Annotated in this window: 1 protein-coding gene; it reads left to right on the top strand. The window is 52.1% G+C overall.

The genetic code is table 11. The annotated features are described in order from the left end of the window. Positions 1-136: 136 nt before the first annotated feature. Positions 137-1,863 (top strand): SH3 domain-containing protein (locus AC1DH9_RS28310; RefSeq protein ID WP_477809249.1); only part of this gene is annotated, 1,727 nt, incomplete at its 3' end.

Below are 1,863 nucleotides of genomic sequence, written 5' to 3'. Positions count from 1 at the left end.
GTTTGATGGATCAGGCGTTGGGGAATGCGCCTGAGGAACAGATCAAACGCAAACCGAAACGAATGCTCAATTTCTCCGGCTAACAGACACCGACGGCGCTCCAAGCCACCAGGGATCAGGATTCAGGTAATTGGTAATGACTGAGACAACCAGCAAAGTAGAGAGATGGTCGTACCCCTTCAAAGTAGGGGGAGCAGAAGCGAAGGATCCTCAGCAGTATTACAAGGCGTTGGCGCAGGCCAAGGATGGTTATTACCCATTGGGCTCTAACGGTCTCTGGCATGGCGGCGTTCACTTCGACGAGGCTACTGGTCTGGTGGTGGGGGACAAGGCTGAGGTCCGCTGTATTGCGGATGGCGAGGTGGTTGCCTATCGCATTGATGAGGTTTATCCAAAATCAGATTTCGGCTCGACGCATTCAGTCTTTTCAACAGGTTTTGTGTTGGTTAAACACCGCTTGGAGGTTCCCGTGCCTCCTGCGCCAGCAGCTGCCCCCGGTGCGCAACCTGCGGCAGCGGCGCCAGGGCCAAGCCTGACCTTTTTCAGTCTGTATATGCATTTGCTGGATTGGGAGAGTTATCGTTTAACCCCCGCATTAGGTCGGCCAGCGTTCTGGAGTGGTGGTACATGGCAGGTCAAGGCATCAGCTAATGACAAAATTCTAGGACTGAGGGTTCGACAGGGGCCGAAGAATAAACCTGGTTACGGCATTGTGTTAACCGTGTTGCCTCGCGGCACACTCGTAGAGACGGGTGAAGAGGATCACGGTTGGCTCAAGGTGGTGAATGTCACTCCTGCTGATGCCAGTCTTCCTCCAGGAACCGGGTGGGTATACAAAAGAGAAATGATGGCTGGTGCAACACCTAACAGCTACATCATAGGCGTTGCAGCGAAAGACGAAATGACCCCGCCCCAAAAAGGCCTTGCCGTTCATGCAAGTGCTAACCGGGCAAGCGCCACAACGGCCATTTTGCCGATTGGGGCTCAGGTAAAAATCGGGAATGACGGGGCAAACGCTGAATACCAGAAACTGATAGAAATCGTCAGCGGTAGCTCTATTCCCGCTCTGACCGCTAGCAACGGAATACTCGGTTACATTCGGAAGAGTTTGCTTGAAACGAAAGTTGAGCCAACTGAGAAGAATACGGTTCATCTGTTGGAGCGACCATTTCCTATAAAAGCTGGCAGCCTGATCGGTCATGTAGGGAAATATCAGAATCACTCGGACCCCGCACCGAAGAACTTGCTGCATTTGGAAGTGTTCAGTTGCGAAGACGTCAAGGCGTTTACTGAACAAAGCAAACCCAAGGCCATCAGTCTGCCTGACACTGGCAAAACGCTGGTCAAAGTCCCTAAAAACACCATGCTGATAACCCATGTGCAAGGCATGAGCGCAACGAATCCCCCCAAGGTGTCCGACGCAGGCACGAAGACTGGTTATGATTTGTTTATTCCGGTGAGTGTATTGGAGGCTCTCCCGGCAGATAAAAAAATCAAGGTGCCTGTTGTGATGGGGAGTTCGACGACCACCACACTTTGGTGGCGCTTGGACGGCTTGCTTGCTGACGAGCATGGCAACGGTATCAGCGGTTGGTTTTCAGAACCTGATATCAAGCTGTCGCGCCACTCGCCCTTTGAGTGGGAAGGCTTCACCTTCATCGAAGAAACCGTCAGCAATGTGGATCACCTGGCTGCCTTCCTTCATGCGCAGGAAAGCCTAAATGAACAGGRGCGCGCGACTTACCTGCCGAACGTCGGAAACGCTGACGATAGTCTTGCGAAGAAACAGCTATATAAAATCCTCGATAAAAATGGTGATAGCAAACTCAAGCCTGAAGAAATAACAGAGGCTCTCGGTAAGCC

The organism is Pseudomonas sp. 05T35 (assembly GCF_056396605.1).
The sequence above is the reverse complement of the archived record's forward strand: the minus strand, read 5'-3'. Positions and strand labels throughout refer to the sequence as shown.